The organism is Streptacidiphilus sp. MAP12-16, assembly GCF_041262165.1.
Taxonomy (GTDB): domain Bacteria; phylum Actinomycetota; class Actinomycetes; order Streptomycetales; family Streptomycetaceae; genus Streptacidiphilus.
Genome location: NZ_JBGCBY010000046.1, coordinates 24,051 through 45,497 on the forward strand (window position 1 = coordinate 24,051; position 21,447 = coordinate 45,497).

Sequence of the window (21,447 nt, forward strand, 5' to 3'; positions counted from 1 at the left end):
TGGCTTCGCGGAGGCGGCGACGGTGCCAGCCAGGAGGCTTCCGCCGGTAACGGTGATGACGGTCACGGCCGCGACGACGGCCTTGATCGCGCGCAGGATGGTTGGTCCGCTGGTCCTCCTGGAGGTGAAGCCTGTGGCACGGGGTGGCTGCGGCAGGCTCGGAATGCAGGGCCTGCCGCTGGCGGATCTCTTGGGGAACCCGGAGGGGGTCACTACGTGCCGCCATCTGGTCGCCCCGGTAGGTGAGTTCCCCCATACGGTGAAATTCGGCTCGGATCGAGCTTGCCGGGGTGGCATGCCGGGAGTCGAATGATTCGAGCAGGTTCGACAAGATCACCCGAGGGAAGCGGGGGATGTGTGATCCGGATCGAAATGGGTGCGGAGGGGTTGGGCCGCACCAGGTTCGCGGTCGGACCGCTGAACGTGGCAGCCAACCTGCTCCACGCTCTGGGACGCAATCCGCAGTCGGTCGACAGACCCTGGCAGGCGAAGGCCGGCGAAGCCCTGCGCGGCCGGCGGCTGGGACTGCTGGCGGTGCTCGGCGCCGGCGGGCCCCACGGCTACGCACCCGACTTCCTGCGCCCCGAACCACTCACCTTCCACACCAGCCTGGACACCGCCCTGCACCAGGTGGCCACCGCCTCAACCGATCGGATCCGCTACGAGCTGACCCAAGCCCTGGGAGGCCACTCCTGGGACAACACCCCCGCAGGCAGGCCCCCGCGGCTGCTGCTGGAGGCCATGCAGCAAGGAGAGGACCACCTCGCCCAGCGCATCGCCGACCAGATGCAGCAGTTCTGGCAGCTGGTCTTCGCACCCCACTGGCCCCGCCTGCAGACCCGACTCGAAGAGGACATCGCCTCCAAATCCACCGCGATCGCCCGCGACGGAGTCACCCACGCCATCAACCAACTCAGCTCGAACCTGACCTGGCGAGACGCAGGCCTGGACCTCCACATCGACGCCCACCAGCTGAAGATCGACGCCGACGCCCTCATCCTCGTACCCTGCATCTTCTCCACCCGCGCATCCTTCTGCGCAGGCGAACCCGAAGGAACCCCCGACCCCCGCACACCACTGATCTGCTACCCGGCCCTCACACCCACCCACACCCCACCCCCACTCACCGACGAACTCATCGGCAACACCCGCGCACGGCTACTGGCCGAACTCACCCAACCCCGGACCACCACGGATCTGGCCCAACGCCTCCACCTCAGCCGCGCAACCGTCTCCTACCACCTGCAAATCCTCCACCGCGCCGGACTGCTCCACCGGACCCACCACTCCCGGCACATCCTCTACCAGCGAAGTTAGCGGGCGCAGCAACCTCGGCACTGGGGTCGGGCGGTGGCACCGGCGTGGGCTCACCTGGTCGCCCCAAACCAGGGCCTCCCACCTTCGGTTCACGATGGAGAGTGGTCCGTGATGCGGCGGGCATCGGGGAGGTGATTGTTGGCTGGGTCGCGGCCGGGCGTGCTACTCAAAAGCTGTCGGAGTGGGTGGCCGTGATGGCGGCGGTGGCGGCTTTGGCGATTGCGCTGGCGGCGCGGGCGGGGTGGTTGAGTAGCACGAGGGTGGTTCCCGGCAGCGGGCGGGGATCGGGGGCGAAGGCGAGCCACAGCACTGCGCATCCGGCGGTGGCCAGGGCGTTGGTGCGCTCGGCGGCCCGGGTTGCCTCGCTGGTGGCGTAGTAGCCGTCGGAGGCGATTACCAGTAGGCGTCCGGTTCCTGGTCGGTTCAGGTCGAGCCCTGCCGTGAGCGCGTCGATCGCCTCGGCGAGGCTGTGTCCCCGGCCGCTGGCGGCGAATTCGGTGACGTGCGCCGGGGTGCGGCCCGGGGCTGTGATCGCGGTCAAGGATGCGTCGTAGGCAACGGTAGCGGCGCGCGAGTCGGGGTCGGTCAGCGCGGCGGCCTTGGCCAGGATCCAAGCGGCCGAGACGATCGGGACGGTGGCGGCGCTCATCGATCCGGACACGTCCACGGCGATGCCGACCCGAAGCGGCGGCGTGGGCGTGTGGCGGCGCTGGGTGTGGCTCCAGGGCCGGGCGGTGGGTGTCGCACCAGCTGCTTTTTGGGCGTCGCGGGCCAAGGCCCCGCGCATGTTGAGGCGTCCGGGCGGGGCGGCGCTGGTGGTGACGGTTTCGATCCGTTCGCGGTAGGCGGCGGTGCGCAACGCGCGGGCCAGGGCTGCGGCGGCGCTCTTCTCGGCGGTAGTGGGCGACCGCTGTCCGGTGACCGGAGAGCGGACGCCTCGGATGGTGCCGGCCTCGCTCGGGGTGAAAGGGCGCGCGCCCGGGGCGAACACCCGCTTGGCGATGCGGGTGGCTTCTCGGTTCCGGGCGGCGTTCGCGGCTCGCGCGTTCGCCCGGGCGATAGCGGCGGTGGCCATCGCTGCCTGCGCGGCGGCCTGCGCGGCCTCGTTCGCTTCGACGTTGCCCAGCACTTCCCCGATGGCTTCGGCCAGTTGGCCCCGCCGACCGTCGCGGCCTTGGGTGCCGGGCTGGGATGCGGGCCTGGCGGGGTCAGAACCGAGCGCCTGGCACCAGGCCTGCGCGTGGTCGAGCATGCCTTGCCCGTCGTCGTCGCGGCAGGCGTGGGCGGCCTTCCAGATCGTGGTTAGGCAGTGAAGGAGGTCTGGGCCGAGGATCGAGGTGACCATCTGCGCGAGGGGTTCGGTTTCGTCGTCGTCCAGGATTCCGGCGTCGCGGCGGGCCAGGATGAGTCCGGCGGCGTGGGCGGCCTGCCAGCGGTCGGCGGGTGTCTCCTGGGTGATCTCGGCCAGGACCAGGGTGCGGACGCAGGCCCGCAGGAACCGGCGGTCCTGTGGGCGGCGGTGCAGGTGGGCCCGTTCGGCGCGGGACTCCTCCAGCATGGCCGCCGCGTCGTCGACGGCGGTTCCGCGCAGTGGGGCCGGGGTGTTCCAGGTGCTGTGGGCGGCGTGGGCGGCCTCGTGGATCAGGGCTCCCCAGGCGGCCGGGTAGCGCTCTTCGTCGCCGTCCTTGCTCGGGTCGATGCTTGCGGGGGTGAGTGGGGCGAAGAGGTCGGCGTCGATCTCCAGGGCTGCCAGGGCCGGGTAGAAGGCGGCCGGTGCGCCGGAGCGGGTGCCTGGCTCGCAGGTGACGATCACGTCCTCGCGCCCTGCGATCGCGGGTAGGCGCTGGGTCAGGGCGGCCGAGATCCGCAGCCAGTGCCCGGCGTGTACGCCCGGGCTCGGTTCGAAGCAGGCTCCTCCGTCGTCCGCCCAGCGGGCGGCATCCGCTTCGGCCTCGGTCACGGCGGCTCGGTCGGGGTGGACGTGGCGGTGTGCGGGCATGGCGGATCATTCCCTTCCAGGGGCATGCGTGGGGAGTTGGGGCCGCAGGTCGGCGCCGGTGGTGGGGGCCGGGTGGGGGTTTAGAGCTGGCGGCCGAGGGTCAGGGCGGTCACGGGTTTGCCGGTGGCCTTGGCGACGATCTCGGCGACCTGGTCGCGGTCTTCGATGGGGGCGATGCCGACCAGGTTGGCGAAGGCCGCCTCGGGACCCAGGACATCGGCGATCTTCTGGAAGGCGATCAGTTCCCGTAGTTGCGGGGCCCAGCCCAGGTCGCCTGCCTGTTCGCGGGCGGCGATGTGGCGGGCGATGCGCACCGCCCTGGCGTCGATCTTCAGGGCGCGGGCCAGGTCGTAGTCCGAGCCGACCTGGATCTGCACGCTGAACCGCGAGGCGAGGGCCTCGGTCAGAACCGCGCCGTGCACACCAGGGTTGTGACCGGCGACCACATAGAACCCGTCGGTAGCTGTGACCGTCTCGCCTTTGTGGGCCTTGACCTGGATCTGGCAGCGTCCGTCCATGGCCGGGTACAGGGCCGCCAGGACCTTGGGGGATACCAGGGTCACGTCGTCCAGGAGCAGGGCGCGCCCTTCCTGCATGGCGGTGACCAGGGGGCCGTAGATGAACTCGTAGCCGCCGTGCTCGTCCTGGGTGTACTCGCCGACCAGGTCGCCGACCGTGGTGTCGCCGTCCCCGGCCACGGTGACCAGGTCCTCGAACGCGGCCTCGACCAGCGAGGTCTTGCCGGTGCCCGGGGGCCCGTAGAGCAGGACCGGCACCCCCGCCTGGCGCAGCCGCCGTAGCGCTTCGACGTCGGGCAGGCCCGCGAGCGCCCTGGGGTGGTAGTGCTGCCCGCCCGGCCGGGTGATCGGCGCGGGCCTTGCGCCCGGTACCCCGGCTGCCGGAGTCGCCGGAGCGTTCGCCGTCGCGGGTGCCGGGGCGGTCGCTGGCACCGGCGGTGTGGTGCGGCCCTGGCCGGGCGGGCTGATCACGACCCGGCTCGCGGCGGTGGCGGTGGCGGTGTTGGCCTGGTAGCGGCGGGGCTTGGTGCTGGTCATGGTCGCCTCTCCTCGGTCGGTCAGTGTCTGGCAGGCGTTGCCGACCGCGCCGCCGGAATGCCCCAGCGCCTTGGCGATCTCGGTCACGCTCATCGAGGACCCGGCGTGGTCGTTGAGGATCCGGGCGACTTCGGCGCGCAGCTGGCCGGGGCCTGAGCGAGAGGGGTTGGGCGGAGGGGTGGTCATCGGGCAGCTCCTGTGCGGGGGTTGGGGTGCCGGGGCCGGTGGTGCGGCCCCGGCGCGGCGGGGTGGGGGTCAGGTGAAGACGGCGAGGTAGGCGTTGATCGCCTCGCGCAGGGCCTGGGGGGGTGAGGTAGCCGGGGTCGGCGAGGTGGTTCTGGGTGTAGGTGTCGATGACGGTCGCCTGGTTGGGGCCGGTGCTGGGGCGGAAGGTGTTGTAGGCGGCGAAGTCGAAGACGTTGACGTCGACCTCCGTGGCGCCGGACAGCACCCGGACCCGGATGCCGCTGTAGACCTCGGAGCGGATGGTGGGCACCAGCTGGGCGGTGACGACCAGGTCGCTGAGGCGGACGAGTTGCTTGAGGCCTGCCGTCGTGGTGTTGCCGGGGAGCGGCTTGATGGCGTCGAGGACTTGGGCGTGGGCGATCACGGGAACCTCCAGGGTGGGGCGGCCGCGCGGGTGCGGGCCGCAGGGGTTGGGGAGCGGGGGTCGCCGGTGCCGGTGTCCGGGCCGGTGGTGCGGCCCGGACTCGGCGGGGCGCGGGTTCAGCGGCGGGTGGCTGTGGCGTTGTCGAGGTGGGTGTAGGTGTCGATCTGGGCGTGGAGTTGTTCGCGCAGGAGGTCCTGGCGGTGCAGGCACAGGTCGATCTCCGCACCCAGGGTGGTCATGGCGGCGCTCGCGAAGCAGGGGGTGACCCGTGCCCCGGCGGCGAGACGGTCGGCGTAGTTGCGCAGGGTGGTCAGGTGCCGGGCCAGGGTGTCGGCGGTTGCGTCCAGGCGGGCTGCGGTGTCAGTGAGTTGGGCCGCGATCGGCGCGAGGGCCGGGTTGCCGGTGTGCGTGGCGCGGGCGAGGAGGTCGCGGGGGCGGGCCGCGCCCAGGCGCTGCTGGATCAGGTGGCGCCCGGGTGAGCGCACCGGGTCCGGGGCGGCGGGCGTGCTCGCCGAATCGACGGGGGCGATTGCGGGGTTGGGGGTCATCTTGGGGTTCCCTTCGAGGAGCGGCGGGGTGGGGGTGCCGCCCTGGGCGTGGGCGGCACCGGTGGTGGAGCGTCAGGTGGGGGCGTTCGGTGGTGGGGTGCGGGTCAGGTTTCGGTGGCCAGGGTGTGGGCGAGGGCCTGGTCGGGGCCGTGGTGGAGGGTGCCGTCGGGCAGGAGCATCTGGCCGCTTGCGGTGACCAGGGCCAGGTGCACGGTGCCGTCGCCGGTGCGGCCGGTCAGCAGGTCGCCGGGGTGGAGGTGTCCGGCGGCCAGGAGCGGGGCGAGTTCGCCGGTCGGGGTGGGGTCGGGGTCCGGGATGACCAGTTCGGGTGCGCGGGCGGCGAGTTGCAGGGCGCGGGCAACGATGGGGCGGACCTGTTCGACCCAGTCGCCGGGGTGGGTGTCCTGGTTGATGCGCTGGGGGCCGCGCGGGCCGCCGAGGCGGATCAGGACGGTGGTGCCGTGCGGGGCGGGGGTCCAGGTGATGCCGACTCGGCCGGGGGGCAGCGGCCGGTTGGCGGGGTGGGGAAGGGCGGTGAAGGCCGTGCCGGGGGCGGGGTCGACACGCAGGGCGATGACCTCGGCGGCATCGGCGGGCATGACCGCGCAGGTCCGCAGGTCCAGCGGCTCGGGGGTGGTGTCCATGGGTGTTCCCTTCAGGTGGGCCGGGCGGCGGGTTGCCGCCCGGCGGGCGGGGTCAGGAGTTCGGGTGGTCGGGGTGGACCGGGCACTGCCATACGGCGTGGCCCACCACGCGCTGGTAGGTGTTCAGGTCCTCGTCGAGTCCGGGGGCGAGGTGGACGGTGTAGTGGCAGGCGCGCAGCATCCGGGCGGCGTTGCTGGCCTGCGTGTTCTCCTCTGCGGCGGTCTGGTCGTAGGCCAGGCGGTAGTAGCGCTGGGTGAAGAAGTCCTCGGGCCGGAAGGAGGCCCGGGTCAGGATCAGGGCGATCAGGGGGTCGTAGCCGCTGGCCTGGGTTCCGGTGGTGGCGTGGCGGCAGATGACGATTTCGACGTCCGGGGTGGCGGCCATGGCAGGGCTCCTTCGCGGGTGGTCCGGGTGGGGCGGGACCGGTGGTCCCGCCCTCGGGTGGCGGGGTGTCAGCGGTGGCGCAGGGCGAAGGGCAGGGGCGCGTCGGGGTGGGTGGTCCAGGGGATGTGGACCGGGGGCAGCCAGCCGGTGCCGCGCGGGTTGGCGGGCCGGACCTCCAGGCCCTGGGGCGTCATCAGGTAGACCCACCAGTGCCACAGGGGGTCGGCGTCGGTGTGGGTGAGGAGTTGGGGCTCCTCGCACCGGTCGCCGTGGCAGTAGCACTGCGGCGCGCGCAGGGTGCGGGGGGCGGTGCCGGGTTCGGTGAAGCCGATGTCCCCGGTGACTTCGAGCCCGAGGGAGGACCATCCGGCGGGGTGCCGGTCCAGCAGCAGCCGGTTCATGGCCTCCAGGTCCGCGCCGAAGCTGTCCCGGTAGAGGGTGAGCAGGAGGGGGACGCGGGCGGTGGGCTGGCCGTCGTGGTGGACGTAGCGTCCGGCGAAGCCGTCCGGGGTGGGGCGGGCGATGATCGAGCGCATCGACATGCGGATCAACTCCTTGATTGGGTCCGGTAGGTGGGTCCGGGGCACCGCCGCCGAGACGGCGGCACCCCGGGGAGCGGGTGGGGGTCAGCGGGCGGCGCCCCAGGGGCCGGGCAAGGCCCCGCCCCGGGTGAGCCAGCCGTCGAGGGCTTCGATGCCTTCGAGTGCCTCGCGGGCCAGGTCGGACCAGTCGCGGTCGGGGTGGTTGTCGATCTCCTCGATGCGGGCGGTCAGTTGGCGCAGGGCGCGCAGGATCGTGTTCGGGTCCATCGGGTGCTCCCGGGATGTCGGCTGGCGGGTGATCGGGCGGGGTGCCGGGTCCGGCCGGTGCGGCCGGACCCGGCGCGGCGCCGCTAGGGGCGGTCGGCGGAGCCGGGTTCGGGAAGGAGTTCCACATGGCGGTGGCCGCCGAGAACACTGGTGACCCGGGGCATGCCGTCGTCAGGGTCGAGGGTGATCTGCGACCAGCCCCGGCCGAAGGTCATGCCGTTCACGACGGTGACCACGCGTCCCCGGAAGGTCACCTGGCTGCCCGCCTCGCCGTGGCCGTCCGCTTCCATCTCGTGGTCGCACATGGTGGTGAACTCCACCAGCCGCCCCGCGTCGTACGGCCGCATTTCGACCGCATTGACGAATTCCCGTTCCGTCATTTCCGGGTCCTTTCTCGCGCCCGCCGGGCATGGGCGTCCCCAGGTAGAGTTTCCCTGGGGTATTCCGCCGGGCGGCTTTCTCGTTTCCCGGTATTCCCGGGCACATTTCAAAGATAGCTCGACGTCGCGGACGAGTCGAGCCGGAATGGGGCTGGGAATTGCTGGAATTCTCGCGAATTCACGACGCTTCCCAATTCAATTCGGCGGCACCTCGACGCAAAGCGTCGTGCGGGCCATACGTGACGACCAGTCCGCAGGGCCGCCTTTGGCGGGCGGGGGCGAACCATCAAAGGTGATCATGGAGTGCGCCGGCCCCACCATGATCGTTACCGTGACCCCGGCGGGCCTGACCCCGACGGGCCTGACCCCGACGGGCCTGACCCCGGCGGGTGGCTACCCGCCGCTGCGCGGGGGTGCCCGCCCGCACCCGCGCGCCGGCTGCGGTCCGGGGCCTGTTGGGGTGAGAGGAGGAAAGGCGGGAGAGGGGGCAAGAGACAAGGGGGAAGCAACAGCGGGGAAGAGGGCTGAGATGTGGAGGGACGGGCCGGGCCGTCGTGCGCGTGGAGACCGGGTGGTACCTACCCCCGGTTGATGTCCCGGCCTCGCCGCGCTGACCCAATATCGCGCTGGCCTGCGGCTATGGACGGTGGACCGGGGGTCCGGGCGAAGTGGGACGGCCGGTTGGACGCCGTGGTTGGACACCCGTGGTCGGACAGTCCGCTGGACCTGGGTCACCGGCGGGGCGGTCGGGGTGGACGGGGTGTTGGATACCCCACGTGGTTCCCGCCGCCGCCAGTCCAATGCTCGGCCGAGCCCGCGGCTGGCGGCGGTGGGCGACGGCAACGGTGTCGTGTCACCGCCGGGCGTCTGGTGCGGTGGGGTCCATCTACGCTCGCCGCCCCGTCCCAGGTCAACCGGCGGGTCAGCCCTGGCGGCGGTGCCGTACTGGCGGGCTGGCGCGATGAGCAGCGGAGGCGGACGAGCGCAGCAGGCTGTGGAACTCGGCGGTGGTGGGACTGGTGGTTCGCTCGCCGATGGCGCGGTGGTTGGCGGTGAGCTGGTCCAGGAGGCGGCGGATGGCGTCGGTCTCGCCGCGGGCGGCGTGGAGGCGGGCCAGGCGCAGGTGGAGTTCCTCGCTGTGGGGGTCGTGGGTGAGGGCTTCGGTCAGGATCTGCATGGCGCTGTCGGTGTCGTGGGCCGCTGCGGCGGCGGTGGCCAGGGTGCTGAGCGCGTTGAGGGTGCGGCGGCGGGCGTCTTCGCGCGGGGCGGTGGCCCAGGTGAAGTCCGATCCCTCGCACAACGTCTCGGTGTACAGGTCGGCGACGGTGCGGCAGGCCTGGAGTCGGGCGGCGGTGTCGAGTGCGGTGCAGCTGCGCTGGACGGCGGCGTGGAAGGCGGTGTAGTCGGTGGTGACCTGTTGGGGGTCCAGGCGCCACCGGGGGCCGCTGTTCACGATGAACATCGCTTCCATCCCGCCAAGGGCGTCGCGCAGGTGCTTGCGGACGGTCTTCTTGGCGGTGTTGAACGCCTCCTCGCGTTTGTCGGGAGTCCGCTCGGGCCACAGGGCCTCCTCGATGGAGTCCTTCGTCGCGCCCTTGGGATGCAGGGCGAGGTAGGCCAGGAGCTCACCGGCTGAGCCGGCCATGCCCTTGGTGACGGCCCTCTCCCGGGCCAGGACCCGCAGCGGCCCCATGACCTTCACCTGCACCGGGCACCGCGTCTCCGCCTCACCCGGCAGGTCCGGGTCCGGCAAGGGCACCGGCACGGGTGCGGGTGCGGGTTGGAGTTGTCGGGCCGAGGTACTGCTGTCCGCTACCTCCGCCTCCGGGGCAGGAGGGGGTTCGGCGTCGTCGTGGAGCAGGGCGACGGTCGGCCGCGTTCCGGCAAGCAAGGCGGAGGCCGAGGAATTCTGTTCAGCATGCGGCGGAATCACCCCGATCGCACCGGAGGGGAATTCCTCTGGCTCTTCCGGTGCGGGTGGCTGGCTTTCCTCGCTGGCTGCTGTGGCGACGTGGTCGAATTCTCGGTCGTGGGCGAGGAGGGTGCACAGGATTTCCGTGGAACCCGTGGGCAGGTGGAACATGCGCAGTGGTGTGGCGAGTGTTCCGTCGTCCTTAAGGCGGGCTGCCTGGCCGCCTGCCGCGATGCGGAAAGCGGCGCCCGGGAGGCTGCCCGTGGTCGGGTCGTTGTGGAGGAGGACGGCGGCGAGTCCGCGTCCGTGCGAGGCGGTGAGCAGGGCGGAGAGCCGGTGCCGGGTGTGGGTGGCCGTACGGCCCAGCAGGATCACCAGTCCGGTCTGGTCGGGTGTGTCGTCCAGGTCGTGTTCGTGGCGGTGTCGGGCGCGGTGGAGGAGTGCTTCTTCGAGGGCGTCGATGCTGGACTGCGGGCTGTCGGTGACCTGCAGGGCGCCGCCTGGGGCGGGCGTGCGATCGGTGATGAGCAGGGTCAGGTCCTCGCGGTTGACGATGAGGCGGTGCGGGGTCCCTGGGTCGGCCAGGACGGTGACCAGCAGCGCCCGCGCGGCATCCAGGGCTCCCTCGCCGGTGAGTGTCAACGCCGGGACCGCCTGGTCGGCGAGCAGGTCCAACAGTGTGACCTCACCGCCTGTTGCGGCCGCGGCCACCGGGAGGCGGCCAGGAGCGGAAGCGCTGGCGGCGGGAGTGTCGGGATGGAGGTCGGTGCTGCGCCGCAGTGAGGCGATCAGTCCGGTCTCCTCGGGGTTCTTGGGTCGGGGGCGCTGGGGGGCGGTGAGGTCTTCGGGTTGGTAGCCGCGGCGTCGGCGGCGCATCACGGTCAGGGCGGTGGCGCTGAGCGCGGCGGCCAGGGTGAGGGAGATATATCCGCCCGCGCTGGTCAGTTCAATCCCGTGCGGGTGCGCCGCCGCGGCGGCGTGCGGGCGGTCGGCCGATGGTGCGGGCCGTTCGATTGGAGGTTGTGTGGGAGCGGCGGTCGGCGACGGTGCTGCCGACGCCGGTCCGTTCACCGCCGCTGGTGGTGGTGGCGCGGTGCCCGTGACGGGTGCGGGGTCGGCGCCCTTGGTGGGCAGGCGCAGGGTCCAGTGGGGGTAGATCAGGTCGGGGTCGGTCAGGGCGCGGCCGTCGGCTTGTGGTCGGTGGGCGTTGAGTTGGTAGATTTCGGGCCAGCGCAGGGGGTCGCCGAGGTGGCGGGCGGCCAGGTCCCACAGGTTGTCCCCCTCCTTGACCGTGCACACCCGCATGTCGGCCGTGCGAAGTGTCGTTCCGGGGACGGCGGGTGCGGCGGCTGCCGGCCGCGTGGTCCAGGCGGCGGTGGCCAGGTCGGTGCGCTGACCGGGCGGTTGGCTGGTGCGCAGGGCTGCGGCGATCCCCAGGACCAGCGCGGCGATCAGCATCCCGGCCAGAGTGCGGCGGGCCGCGAGCACCACACTGCTGCCCGCCGCTGGGCCGAGGAGGTCGCGGGCGTGGGCGGCGTACCAAACCAGTTCGACGATGGTCTGCGCGGCCAGCCATAGCCACAGCATCCAGCAGGCGCAGTCCAGGAGTTGCAGCAGGACCACGGTGTCGTACGGGAACTGCAGCCAGGTGGTGACGGCGTCCCAACTGGGCACGCGGGTGGGCTGCCAGGATCGCGCCTGGTGCAGCAGCACGTACGGGATGCCGGTGAGCAGGAGGGCCAGGGTGGCGGCGGCGGCCAAGGCGCGGGCCAGGGCGCGGAAGCGGTCCAGGGTGCGGCCGGGGGTGGCGGTCATGGCGTTGTGGAGATCTGGGGGTGGGCGGTGGCGGTGCCGGTGACGTGGATCGCGGTGATGCCGAGCAGGGTGAGGAACTGGGTGTGCTGGGCGCGGTGGACGGTGACGGTGACGCTCGTGGTGGTCGCGGTGACCTCCCCTGTGCTGCCGCTGCCGGTTAGGAAGTCGGTGGCGGCGCGGCACGCGGCGGGTGGGTCGATGACGACGGGGCCTTGTCCGCGCAGCGCCGCCTGGTCGAGTTGCCGGGCGCCGGCGCGGGCGGCTTCCTGGGCCTGTCCGTAGGCCTGGACGCGGGCGGCCAGTGCCAGTCCGCCGTCGATGACCAGTCCGAACATGGCGAGCAGGCCCAGCAGGAGGGCTGCGGTGAACACGGTCACCGACCCCTGATCGCCAGGAGGTCGGCGGGGGTGGTGGCGGGGGCGGGTGGGTGTCACTGCGGGTCCTGCCCTCGGTAGGTGTCGATCACGGAGGTGCTGGTGGCCTGGACGGTGTGGTGACCGGGCATCGGCACGCCGGTGAGCCCGGACAGCGAGGCTGTGCACGCGAGGGAGACGCCGACCTGGCCGCCGGGGTGGTAGTCGGCGGTGCTGATGTTCGCGTCCAGGTGGGAGCAGGCCAGTCCGGCGGAGGCGAGCGCGGTGGCGGCGGCCTGCTGGGCGGCGCGGACCGCTTCGCCGGGGCTGCGGGCCAGGGAGGCGGCGCGGGCGGCCGCGTGGGCGGCCTGGTCCACGTCCTGGCGGGCCGAGACGAGGCGGCCGCTGCCGATCGACAACAGCAGGAGCATTATCAGCAGCGGCATGATCAGCGCCGTCTCGGTGGCGGCCGACCCGCGGTCGCGGCAGGCACGGCCCTGCGGATCGCGGTCACACCCGGGTTCAGGCTCGGACATCAGGAACTCCGCTTGTGGATAGGTGGGTTGCTGCGGCTCAGCGGGCCGGTTGGGTCAGGCGTTCGACGGGTCCGGCGGCGTAGCCGATCACCTGCGGCGTCCAGAACGGGACGACGCCGGACACGTCCCCCACCACCTGGGCGGTGACGGTCGTCGCGGTGCGCCGCACGGTGATCTGCGGCCGGCCCAGCGCCCCGGTGCCGAGCGAGGCCAGCAGGGCCTGCGCGTCGGCCCGGCCCTGGGCATTGGTGCCGCCCTGCGCCCGGGCCGCGTCCACCGCCTGGGCGGCCACGGCCTGGGCGACATGGTGCGCGTGGACGATCAGCGAGACTTGCACGATCCCCATCAGCATCAGCAGGAGCAGCGGCATCACCACTGCGATCTCCGAACTGGCCGCGCCCCGGTCCCGCACGCGAGGGTCCCGCACCCGAGCAATTCGTGCGCTCCAGCGACGCATGGCGGTCCCTCTCCTTTAGAACTGCATGCCGTTGACCTTGGCCATGACTTTTGACCCGATGACTCCGATGACGGCGATGGCCAGAACGGCCAGCAGCGCGGTGATGATCGCGGTCTCGGTGCTGTAGCCGCCGTCGCGCTGCTCGGCGCGATCCCGCAGCCGCGTCCAGGCTCCCCGGCATCGGAGGGCGAGCCGCAGGGTGACGTCGGCGGTGGCGGTGCGGGTCTGGGTCAGGACGGTACGCATGAGGAGTGCTCCAATCAGGGGACGGGCGGCGCTACTTGTCGGCGAGCAGATGAACCAGGGCCGGGTAGCCGAGGAAGATCGCCGCCGCCGCGACGCAGGCGCTGATGGCCACAAGCCCGATCCGCCAGCGCCTGTGTTGGTCGCGAGCCTCCTCATACGCGTCGGCCATGGACCGGAAGAGGGCAACGGTGTCGCTGGACGCGGTCACGGTGGCTCTGCCGTGCTCGTCTTCGGTGACGACCCACGCTCGGGCCCGGGTTGTGCTATTCACGTGCGTCTTTCTCATTTCTGATGCGGGCTTCGATTCGGACGGGCCAATGGGCCGTTTCACATGCCGGCGATCGCCAGGCTGACGGCGGGATAGCCCAGGAAGATCAGGAAGGCGGCGAACAGGCCGACGACGGGGATGCTCATGCGTTCGGTCGCGGACGAGGCGGCGGCCTCGGCCTCGGACAGGAGGTGGCCGCGCAGGGTGGCGGCCTTGCTCGCCAGGGATGCCCTGATCCGTGCGCCCTCGTTGCCCGCCAGGGCCACGGTCGCGGCCAGTTCCGGGAGTTCGGTGACGCCGAGCTGCTCACCGAGCCGGGCCAATGGGCCCCAGGGGGCGGTGCCGGTGAGCTCGGCCTCGCGCAGCGCACGGCGGAACGCGGCGAAGGCTGGCCCCTGCCCCGCGCCGGCGGCTGAGCGCAGGGACTGCTCGATCCCCGAACCCCCGGACAAGCCGACCACGGTCAGGTCCAAGAACGCCGACAGGGCGTGCCGGATCTCCACGCGGTGGCGCTGCGAGTCTTGGCGCACCGCGTGGTCGGGGATGAAGAACAGCACGGCGGCCAGCAGCACCGCCGCCCCCGAGGGCAGCACCCAGCCGACCCGGATCCCGACCAGCGATCCCAGGACGGCCAGCAGCCAGGGGAACACCAGCCCGGCCAGGGCCGCTGCGGCCTTTTCCGCCAGATGGCGCTCGACCGGGACCCGCATCGTGCGCAGCGCGGCAGCCGTCGTCGCCCCGGGCAGGCCGGACCGGGCCAGCCACGGCACGACCACCCGCCCGGCGCGCGCCGACCACCCGGCCCTGTTGTCCGCTGCCGGCTTGGCTACCGGAGCAGGCGGTTGCCGTGGGGTCAGGGCCGCGGTCAGCGCGGGGGTGGCCGGGCGCGTGCCGGTCCACCAGCACCACAGGCCCGCGCCGAAAGCGGCGCCCAGAAGCAGCACGATCACGCCGGCACCCCTGTCTTCATCGTTTCTGTCTTCATCGTTTCGGGCGCGGTGGCGTCCAGGAGGCGGGCGGCCTGCGGGATGGCCGCGATGCTGCGCAGCCAGGTGAACATCACCGCGAACATGGCGCCGATGACCAGCAGCACGAACTGACCCTGCACGCTGGCGAACGGCCTCACATACTCCGGGTCCAGCACCGCCAGACCCACCGCCATGCCCACGGCGGTGGTGACCACGATCCGCACCGAGGTCTGCACCCGCGCCCTTGATGCCGCGGTGCGCGCCCGCATCTGTGCCTGCTCCCGTGCCGAGAGCGCCAGGCTGCTCAGCACGTCCGCGAGGCGTCCGCTGGTGCGCCCCGACGCGCCGATCAACGCGATCACGACCAAGTCCCCGAGCGGGTCAGCGAGCTCGGCCGCAAGCGAGCGCAGCGCCTCGGTCAACGGCAAGTTGCAGCGCACCCGCTGCGCGCAGGTCGCCACCTCGGTGCGGATCGCCACCGGCGCGGTGCCCGCCGTCGCCAGGAGCGCCTGCTCCAAGCCGGCCGCGGCGCTCATGGTGTCGCGCAGCTGCTCGGTCCACGCGGCGATCGCCTCGATCCGCGCCAGCGCCTCCTCATAGGCCGTGTCGCGGCCCCACAACCCGGGCAGCACCCACGCTCCCGCCGCCCCGAGCGGGGCAGCGACCGGCCAACCCGTCCACGCGCAGGCGACCAGCCCAACCACGACGGCGAGGGTGATCCGGCGTCCGGGACTCGGCGGACGATGCTCCGCCCACCAGCGCCGCAACCGGCCCAACCGCGCCGACTCGTGGGTGACCGGAACACTGAGAGCCAGCCAGATCCCACTGCCCACCCCCGCCCCCAGGCCCAGTACCGCCAGTGTGTCCGTGTTCATCAGACCCAGTCCTCCAAATCCGCGGGCAGGGGGGCGGTATAGCCGTGGCGGGCCAGCTCGGCAGCCGTCGTAGCCCGCAGCGGCGTACGAGGCACCGCGCGGCCGGTGGCCGGCTCGGGGGCGAAGACCTCGTTAGTGACCAGGCGCGGCCCATCCGCGCCGACGACCTCGCGGATCGAGGAGACCACCCGGCTCCCGCGCTCGTCGCGGCTGAGCTGGACCAGGAAGTCCACCGCGGAGGCGAGCATCAGGCAGGTCGCCTCACGCGAGAGCCGCTCGGGCGCCTGGATGGCGTAGTTCGCGAACTTCGTGTCCGCGTCCTCGGTTGAACTGCAATGCAGCGTGGACAGCGAGCCCGCCAGACCCAGCGACATGGCGTTGCACATCGCGATCACCTCGGGGCCGCGGATCTCGCCGACGATGACCCGCTGCGGACCCATCCGCAGTGCCCAGCGCACCAGTTCCGCCTGGTCCAGCGCTCCCTCCCCTTCCAGGTTCCGCTGGCGGGCCTGGAGTGGGACCACGTCCTCGTGCACGCCGTCGTTCTCGATCATCAGCTCGGCGGTGTCCTCGATCACGATGATCCGCTCCAGTGCCGGGATCTCCGAGACCAGGGCGCGCAGCAGTGTCGTCTTGCCGCCGTCCGGGCCGCCCAGGATCACCGCGTTCTTCTTCGCCCGCACCATCGCCCGCAGGAAGTCCTCCACGACCCGGTCGATCGTGCCCAAGCCCCGCAGGTCCGGCAGCGACACGACAGTGAAGCGGTGCCGGCGGATCGACAGCGACACCCGCGGGGTGACCGCCATCACCGCAAACAGCCGCGACCCGTCGACCAGTTGCAGCGACAAGCCGGGCACCGAGCGGTCGAACCGGCGCTCCTCCTCCCCACTGCGCGCGGCCAGCGTGCGCACCAGGTCGACCAGCTCCTGGTCCGAGGACGCGAACGGGGCGACCCGCTCCTTGCGGCCGTCCGCGTAGGACACGAAGACCCGATCGAAGCCGTTGACGTAGATGTTCTCGACCTCGCGGTCCTCCAGCAGCGCCTGCAACGCGCCCAGGCCGAACAGGGCGTTGCGCGCGGTACGGACCATGCGCTCCTCGACCGCCACCGACGGCATCGCCAACCCGGCGTTCAACCGCTCGGTCAGCAGCCGCTCCAACTCCTCGGACAGCACCTGCTCACCCAGGTCGCGGCGACGCGCCTGCGACAACGCGACCCCGCCGCTCTCCTCCGCGTCCGCCCGCTCCACCAGGAGCCGAGTCGCCTGATCGCGCAGCCGGGCGGTCAACTCCCGCTCCAGCTTGGCCTCGTCGTCCACCTCCACGATGGTGGTCACGGCTGCCTCCGGCTGCCGATGAGCTCGGACAGGTCCGCCCGGGCAGGCTCGGCCACCGCCACGCGATGTGCCGGTGCTTCTGTGGCTGGGGCGGGCGGGGTCAGGAACCGCTCCAGGTCCCGTACCAGCGCCCCCGCTCCCGCGAACAGATCCAGGCTCGGCTTGCGGCGCCACAAGCGGGGGACGAACCGCGTTCCGCGCAGCATCTGCGCGCACTCCTCGTCGCGCGGCAGGAGCCGGCAGCCGTCCACCCCCAGCGCCTGCATGATCTCCGTCGCCGCCCACGCGCTCTCGCCGACCACCGCTACCACCACGGCCTTCGCCAACGGGCGCAGCCGGTCGGCGGCGGTGGCCGCATGCCCCAGGGAGTCGGCACTGCCCCGGCACACCACCACAACCGCATCGGCTGCCCGCAGCAGCGGCTCCAGCGCCGAGGAGTCCCGACCGAGCCGACCGCAGTCCGCCAGTACCATCCGCGGATCACCGGCCCAGTCAGCCATCTCCCACACCGGCGCCAGGCCCTCCAAAGCGGCCTGGCACCTCTCGGGACGATCTGGAGCCAGCACCACCACCGTGCCACCAGGCAGCACCTGCGCGTGCTGCGCCAAAACGGTCGTCGACAGGTCCCCGTGGCGGGCGGCGGCAGCCAGGGTCGTCAGGCCCGGCTCGCTGGCGGCGTTGAAACGCAGCATCCAGTCGCCGCCCGCCGGATCCGCCTCCACCACCACGGGCTGGGCCCGGCCCTTCGCGCCGTAGGCAGGCCAGGTCGCCGCCAGCGCCATCACCGTCGTGCTGCCACCCGGGCCGTTCTTCACCGAAACCACCGCGACCAACGCCATCAGCGCCCACCACCATGCACCGCGCCCGAGCTCGTGCTCGTGCTCGTGCTCGTGCTCGTGCTCGTGCTCGTGCTCGGGCTCGTGCTCGCGGGCAGCTCGACCACATCCACCGCCTGGGCCTGCGCGACCGCCCCGGCATCCGACTGCGGAACCTGCACCGTCAGCACCGCCCCGCCGTCCACGCCCTGCGAGGAATCGACCTCCAGCACCACCCCCTGCGCCAACGCCGTTCCACCGCTCCCGCTCCCGGCCGAGGCCGTCGGCGCACTGCTGCCACCGGAGCCGGTCGCGTACACCGCGACCTGCGCACCGGGGCCCAGGCGCGGCGGATACTGGCCCGGCTTCACCGGCAGCGCCAGGGTCACACTGCCCGCCGGCACCGGCGGCGCGCCCAGCATCTGGTCGCTCAGCAGCGTTCCGGCCGGAAGCGACCCGGCGGCCGTGCTGCCCACCACCGAGTCCTTGCGCGCGGCCGCGATCAGCGGCACCCCCTCCCCCGCGCCGACCAGGACGGTCTTCACGTCCCCGGCGGCGATGACCTGCCCGACCGCGACCGGACGGGCAAGCTCCAGCACCGCTCTGCGCTGACCGGCAGTGATCCACATGCCGGCGAACACCAGCGTGCACACCCCTACCACCGCCAACCCCGCGACCTGCCGCTTGCGGTTCCGCGCCCGCACCGCACCCGCCTGAGGCCGCACCCCGCCGGCCCCCGGGGCACCGCCCCGCGACACCGGGATCCTGATCTTCGTCAACTCCACGAAACGCACCTCTCCTTGAACCGCATCGCTTCACACCCATCCACCGGTCAGTGGACAGGGCTGCTGACCACCAGGTCCTGCACCTCCACCACCCGCACCGCAACCACCGTGCGCGTCACCAGATCCGGGAACACCCCGCCCCGGCCCGCCCCCTGCCAGCGCACCGTCCAGTGCTCGCTCACCGTCATCTGGAACACCCCGCCCGGCGCCGCGGCCGAGGACTGCGCGAAACGGTGGCCGCAGTCCGGCGACGAAGCGCCCGGATCGCCGCCCTCCACGAATGGCGTCCCCGGGCCCTGGCACACCACCGGTGCAGAGCCATCGCCCAGGTCCCACACCGTCGAGACCGGCGTCGCCGTCGCCGTGACCGTCACACCAGGCACCTGTGCCGTCCTCGACACCGACGACCACGAACCGCGCTCCACCCACAGCCACGCAGGAAGCCCCGTCACCTGACGGCCCGTCTGCACCGGCGACATCCGCACCACCGGCTTCGGCAGCACCAACTGCTGCTCGGCCTGCATCGCGACCACCGCCGGGTCCACCGCAGGCACCAGCGCGTTCGTCAGACCCATATCCGCCCACAGCGCCCCACCTGTCAGCGGGCTGTCCGTGCCCAACCCGCCCTGCGGGAACGTCTGTCCGCAGTTCTGCTCGTACCACTGACCTCGCTGACCCGACGACAACGTGACCACCGGCGACATCGCCACCGGCACACAAGCCGCCTTCCCGCTGCCGCCAGCGTTGCCGCCACTCGACGCCCCGTCGTTCGAGGGGTGTTGAGGCTGAACAGGGCTAGTCGTCTCGGTCCCGGCTGTCACGGTGCACAGCGGGTCGCCTGGGCATTTGACCGTGCCGTAGGGCTGGCCGTAGACCGCCAGAGCGACCCCAGTTCCAAGGAGCATTGCTGCTGTCTGGAAGGCCGCAACAACAGTCCACCCGCGCCGGGTCAGCACGACCCCAACTTCCCAATCATCTGCTCGCTAACCCTCCAGGTCCCGTCCGGCTGAAGGGTGATCGCCGCAGCAGACGTGTGGCGACCGTCGGGAGCATCGGGAGCCTTCGTGCCGTCTTTGGTGTAGTTGACCCAGTCGGAATCATCGAGGCAGTCCGTGACCGTGACGAGGGTCGGCGCAACTGACTTGACCTGAGGGCTCCACACCTGGCGTCCTCGGCCCACCCAGCCCTTGCTCTGATTGGCGGCGATGAGCTCGGTCCAGTGTGCTAGGGGGACGCCGATCATGTGGGCAGCGAGCCGCGGGTTGGTGTAGTCCGACGTTCGCGAGACCGCCATGATGTCTTCCCACATCGCGTTGTAGGCAGACAGCGCCGCCCGCGCTGCCGGAGCACCTGATCCTGGTTGGCTAGGAGACGCGCTGCCGACCGGTGGTGTGCTGGCAGCCGCAGACCTGGCATCGCTGCTGGACGATGCAGTTCCCGCGCAACCAGCCACCCCTGCGAGCAGCACCACGGTCGCCGCGCAAACAGCCATCCTGGTAGAGCGGTTGTGCCTGCTGGAACTGAGCATCGTCCTCGCCTCGCCCTCATCATCTGGGTCACGCGGACCCGGTTGTGATCTCAAGTACCGGTGTAAACGCGAGGAATGCCAGCCAGGCTCCAGAAAAGCGGATACTTCATCACTCAGAGTGATATATCTGACTAGCGGGCGAGACCGATGCATCACGTCGCATCGAAGCCCTCTGTCCTGCACGATCCCAGCCCGTCCTTGAGTGCCTGATTCGATATAACGGCAGTTCACGGCATGGATCGAGAGGAAACCCCGCAGGTTCACCACCACGGAGGACAGAACACGGGCCTAACCACGATCCGGCGTACAGGTTCGCCGCGCGGCGCTCATTCGGGAGCCTGTCGGGTCGGCTCCCACGTGCACTCGAGAGGCCTACCAGGATGGCCGCATCGTGGAATACGGACGCGAGGCTCTGTCGGACAGCGCGTAGTTCGGCTCGGCCCGGCGTACTCAACTGACGCCGGACCGCACACCTCCCGACAAACCGGACGTGCAGACGCCCGGCAATTCTGTCGGAACGTCAGCTACTCAACCTCCAAGCGCGGGCGTCACTCTCTGCAAGCAAGAGAGGCCTTGAGCTTGCGGGTGAACCGGTGCATGTGGGGGCCGAGTGTTTCCTGCGGGTGGTCGAGGATCTGCAGCGGTGTCAGCCACTTGATCGCAGCCTCTGAACCTGCGGGTGCCGCCGCCCGGTGCGGCACCCGCAAACCCACTCCCGGAGCATACGGATGGAACCAACCCCGCACCCCGACCACACCGACGACCCCTCCCCCACCCTGGCCGCACTCCTGGGGGCCGCTCCCGCTCTCCGCCGGGCTGCCACCACCTCCGCAGCCCCGGTGCTGCACGCTCGCGGTGTCGCACGCACGCGAACGCGGCAGCGCGCCGCCGCCCCAGCCGCGCCTGTCCCTCCCCACCCACCGGTGCTCCAGGCTCGGGCCGACCCGCCGCCGCACGGTGCCGATCACGACGGCCGTTCGCAGTCCACCGGCTCCCCCGACGTGGTCGCGCACGCGAACCAGTTGCTGTTCACCGCCGAACAGGCCGCCATCCTGCTCCAGATCCCCGCGTCCTGGCTGCGCAAGCAAGCCGCAGCCGGACACGCGCCCTGTGTCCTACTTGAACGCCGCCTACGCTTCGCTCGCGCGGACCTGGACGCACTCATCGCCGCCAACCGCCGCCCCGCTACCGCGCGCCGTCGTCTCCCGGCAGCCCTGTGACCGGCAACGATCTGCGCACAACAACCTCCCCCAAGCGGCTTCCGCTCACCGGTATCTGCACGCATCCGTGGACCACAGCCGCAGCGGCACCTGTCATGGCCGCCGCGTACACGCCCCGACGCAAGGAGCACTGACATGGCCTGGGTTGAAAAGCACGGACGCACCTGGCGCGTGCGCTACTGGAAAGACGATCACACCCCCGGCTCCATCCCCGGCTTCACCACCGAAGAAGCCGCCCGCGACCACGCCGCCACCATCAACGACCAACAACCCCCAACACGCGCCACCGCACCCCAGTTCCTCCCTCCACAAGCGCCCACCTTCACGCCTTCGGCGCAGCCCGCACCCCTGCCAGTTCCCCCACCTAGCGTGGCGGGGTGGACGTTGGAGCAGTGGCTCGCCAGCTGGTGGGACACCATCGACGTCGGCGACAACACCCTGTTCGGCTACCAGGGCCTGGCCCGCAACCACCTGATCCCGCGCTGGGGCGCCACCGAACTGACCGCGATCACCTCCGCCGACGTCGCCATCTGGACCCGGCAACTCGCCCAGCGCTACAGCCCCGCCACCGTCACCGCCATCCGC

23 protein-coding genes and 1 pseudogene are annotated in these 21,447 nt (G+C 71.7%); 3 read left to right on the top strand and 21 right to left on the bottom strand.

The window, feature by feature from the left end:
- Nucleotides 1-357: 357 nt before the first annotated feature.
- Entirely contained in the window at nt 358-1,317 is a 960-nt protein-coding gene (locus tag ABIA33_RS36340; protein ID WP_370088162.1) for an ArsR/SmtB family transcription factor, read from the top strand.
- 166 nt (nt 1,318-1,483) lie between these two features.
- Here the strand turns inward: ABIA33_RS36340 and ABIA33_RS36345 are convergent, their stop codons facing one another.
- The 21 genes from ABIA33_RS36345 to ABIA33_RS36445 all read right to left on the bottom strand — a co-directional run bounded on the left by ABIA33_RS36345 (nt 1,484) and on the right by ABIA33_RS36445 (nt 19,423).
- Nucleotides 1,484-3,316 carry a hypothetical protein gene (locus tag ABIA33_RS36345; RefSeq protein ID WP_370088164.1) on the bottom strand — a complete coding sequence of 611 codons (1,833 nt, stop codon included), beginning with the start codon at nt 3,314-3,316 and terminating at the stop codon, nt 1,484-1,486.
- An 80-nt stretch (nt 3,317-3,396) separates the two neighbouring features.
- Entirely contained in the window at nt 3,397-4,557 is a 1,161-nt protein-coding gene (locus tag ABIA33_RS36350; protein ID WP_370088166.1) for an AAA family ATPase, read from the bottom strand.
- 540 nt (nt 4,558-5,097) lie between these two features.
- Nucleotides 5,098-5,529, bottom strand: coding sequence for a hypothetical protein (locus ABIA33_RS36355; protein WP_370088168.1), 432 nt, complete (start codon nt 5,527-5,529; stop codon nt 5,098-5,100).
- Nucleotides 5,530-5,633: 104 nt separating this feature from the next.
- Nucleotides 5,634-6,173 (bottom strand): hypothetical protein, encoded by a 540-nt coding sequence (locus tag ABIA33_RS36360; RefSeq protein WP_370088170.1) that lies wholly within the window; start codon nt 6,171-6,173, stop codon nt 5,634-5,636.
- 52 nt (nt 6,174-6,225) lie between these two features.
- The gene (locus ABIA33_RS36365; RefSeq protein WP_370088172.1) at nt 6,226-6,558 is read right to left on the bottom strand and encodes a hypothetical protein; all 333 of its coding nucleotides are present in this window, start codon (nt 6,556-6,558) and stop codon (nt 6,226-6,228) included.
- Nucleotides 6,559-6,626: 68 nt separating this feature from the next.
- Nucleotides 6,627-7,100, bottom strand: coding sequence for a hypothetical protein (locus tag ABIA33_RS36370; protein WP_370088174.1), 474 nt, complete (start codon nt 7,098-7,100; stop codon nt 6,627-6,629).
- 84 nt (nt 7,101-7,184) lie between these two features.
- A complete protein-coding gene (locus tag ABIA33_RS36375) occupies nt 7,185-7,367 on the bottom strand; it encodes a hypothetical protein (RefSeq protein ID WP_370088176.1) in 183 nt (60 codons plus the stop codon).
- Nucleotides 7,368-7,450: 83 nt separating this feature from the next.
- Complete coding sequence (locus tag ABIA33_RS36380) at nt 7,451-7,747, bottom strand: hypothetical protein (RefSeq protein ID WP_370088178.1); 297 nt, start codon at nt 7,745-7,747, stop codon at nt 7,451-7,453.
- Nucleotides 7,748-8,669: 922 nt separating this feature from the next.
- Nucleotides 8,670-11,474: a tetratricopeptide repeat protein gene (locus ABIA33_RS36385; protein WP_370088180.1), complete on the bottom strand. Its 2,805-nt coding sequence runs from the start codon at nt 11,472-11,474 to the stop codon at nt 8,670-8,672.
- Nucleotides 11,471-11,845 (bottom strand): hypothetical protein, encoded by a 375-nt coding sequence (locus ABIA33_RS36390; RefSeq protein WP_370088182.1) that lies wholly within the window; start codon nt 11,843-11,845, stop codon nt 11,471-11,473. Before ABIA33_RS36390 ends, ABIA33_RS36385 begins: the two co-directional genes overlap by 4 nt.
- 59 nt (nt 11,846-11,904) lie before the next feature.
- Complete coding sequence (locus ABIA33_RS36395; protein ID WP_370088184.1) at nt 11,905-12,363, bottom strand: TadE/TadG family type IV pilus assembly protein; 459 nt, start codon at nt 12,361-12,363, stop codon at nt 11,905-11,907.
- A 37-nt stretch (nt 12,364-12,400) separates the two neighbouring features.
- Complete coding sequence (locus ABIA33_RS36400) at nt 12,401-12,790, bottom strand: TadE/TadG family type IV pilus assembly protein (protein ID WP_370088186.1); 390 nt, start codon at nt 12,788-12,790, stop codon at nt 12,401-12,403.
- Nucleotides 12,791-12,835: 45 nt separating this feature from the next.
- Nucleotides 12,836-13,066 carry a hypothetical protein gene (locus ABIA33_RS36405; protein WP_370088188.1) on the bottom strand — a complete coding sequence of 77 codons (231 nt, stop codon included), beginning with the start codon at nt 13,064-13,066 and terminating at the stop codon, nt 12,836-12,838.
- A 31-nt stretch (nt 13,067-13,097) separates the two neighbouring features.
- A complete protein-coding gene (locus ABIA33_RS36410; protein ID WP_370088190.1) occupies nt 13,098-13,337 on the bottom strand; it encodes a hypothetical protein in 240 nt (79 codons plus the stop codon).
- Nucleotides 13,338-13,393: 56 nt separating this feature from the next.
- Complete coding sequence (locus tag ABIA33_RS36415; RefSeq protein WP_370088192.1) at nt 13,394-14,284, bottom strand: type II secretion system F family protein; 891 nt, start codon at nt 14,282-14,284, stop codon at nt 13,394-13,396.
- Entirely contained in the window at nt 14,281-15,177 is an 897-nt protein-coding gene (locus tag ABIA33_RS36420) for a type II secretion system F family protein (RefSeq protein ID WP_370088194.1), read from the bottom strand. The genes ABIA33_RS36415 and ABIA33_RS36420 overlap by 4 nt, the downstream gene beginning before the upstream one ends.
- A complete protein-coding gene (locus tag ABIA33_RS36425; RefSeq protein WP_370088196.1) occupies nt 15,177-16,514 on the bottom strand; it encodes a CpaF family protein in 1,338 nt (445 codons plus the stop codon). Before ABIA33_RS36425 ends, ABIA33_RS36420 begins: the two co-directional genes overlap by 1 nt.
- Nucleotides 16,511-17,353, bottom strand: a complete 843-nt coding sequence (locus tag ABIA33_RS36430; RefSeq protein ID WP_370088198.1) for a hypothetical protein — start codon at nt 17,351-17,353, stop codon at nt 16,511-16,513. The genes ABIA33_RS36425 and ABIA33_RS36430 overlap by 4 nt, the downstream gene beginning before the upstream one ends.
- Nucleotides 17,353-18,114 (bottom strand): SAF domain-containing protein, encoded by a 762-nt coding sequence (locus tag ABIA33_RS36435; protein WP_370088200.1) that lies wholly within the window; start codon nt 18,112-18,114, stop codon nt 17,353-17,355. The genes ABIA33_RS36430 and ABIA33_RS36435 overlap by 1 nt, the downstream gene beginning before the upstream one ends.
- Nucleotides 18,115-18,161: 47 nt before the next feature.
- Nucleotides 18,162-18,830, bottom strand: coding sequence for a hypothetical protein (locus ABIA33_RS36440; protein ID WP_370088202.1), 669 nt, complete (start codon nt 18,828-18,830; stop codon nt 18,162-18,164).
- A gap of 233 nt (nt 18,831-19,063) precedes the next feature.
- Nucleotides 19,064-19,423 carry a hypothetical protein gene (locus ABIA33_RS36445; RefSeq protein WP_370088204.1) on the bottom strand — a complete coding sequence of 120 codons (360 nt, stop codon included), beginning with the start codon at nt 19,421-19,423 and terminating at the stop codon, nt 19,064-19,066.
- 947 nt (nt 19,424-20,370) lie between these two features.
- Between ABIA33_RS36445 and ABIA33_RS36450 the strand changes: the two genes are divergently transcribed.
- Nucleotides 20,371-20,862, top strand: a complete 492-nt coding sequence (locus ABIA33_RS36450; protein ID WP_370088206.1) for a helix-turn-helix domain-containing protein — start codon at nt 20,371-20,373, stop codon at nt 20,860-20,862.
- 135 nt (nt 20,863-20,997) lie between these two features.
- Nucleotides 20,998-21,447: pseudogene (locus ABIA33_RS36455) on the top strand (hypothetical protein); the annotation flags it as partial.